The following is a 725-nucleotide window of genomic DNA, read 5'->3' on the forward strand; positions in this document are numbered from 1 at the left end:
AATAAAATAATTACAGAAGAACTAAAACCAGAGGATGAGAAATGAAACTATTTATATATTTTTTATTTTGGTCTTTGAGTATGTGTGTAACTATATTTTTAACAATAATCTTAATTAAACTTCTAATTAAACTAATTTTATATTTTGAAAAAAATTCGTTTATTTGGGAATTAAATGATTTTATTGAGGCATTAAAAATAGGAGGAGTAATGGGATTATTTTTAGGAGTAGTAATTTGTTTAGTTAACTATTTAGAATATAAAAGGCGTTAGTATGGTTTTACAAAATGGGCAATAAAATTAATGCTCAAGTTACAGGGGGAACAATTGATATAACTATTAAGCCTCTCAGGGTACATCAATTGCAGGATGGAGCTATAAACGGATTATATGGACTTTCGAAGGATATGAAACCGAGTATAGTTCCTGGTCTTTTGGGAGGTGTAGGTTCTGCTTTTACAACAGAGGCTACAAACGCTCTGATGCAAAATAAAATTAAAGAAGTTAAGGAAAAAAATAGTGAATCGAAAAATTAATCAATTTGAATACTTTCTTGTTACGACTATTTTGTGTGTGGTAGCCCTGTTTATTATGGGACTGTTTATATACTGCATAGGTGAGTGTATTATTTGGTTATTTTTTGGTGGAGATTTTCTTTTTTCGATCGAGTTTTTAAAGAAAATTATTAAAGCAAGTCTATGGGCTGGGTTAGTCGTTGGAATAGGG

The 725-nt window shown here is 29.7% G+C and carries 2 protein-coding genes; both read left to right on the forward strand.

Translation table 11 applies throughout. From position 1 onward, the window contains the following. Positions 1-286: 286 nt before the first annotated feature. Entirely contained in the window at positions 287-535 is a 249-nt protein-coding gene (locus DK858_RS08745; RefSeq protein WP_109397083.1) for a hypothetical protein, read from the forward strand. Beyond that, the coding region (locus tag DK858_RS18310) for a hypothetical protein (protein WP_228407263.1) at positions 519-725 on the forward strand (207 nt) is incomplete at its 3' end. The genes DK858_RS08745 and DK858_RS18310, both read left to right, overlap by 17 nt.

Source organism: Proteus faecis (assembly GCF_003144395.1).
In the GTDB taxonomy this organism is placed as follows: domain Bacteria; phylum Pseudomonadota; class Gammaproteobacteria; order Enterobacterales; family Enterobacteriaceae; genus Proteus; species Proteus faecis.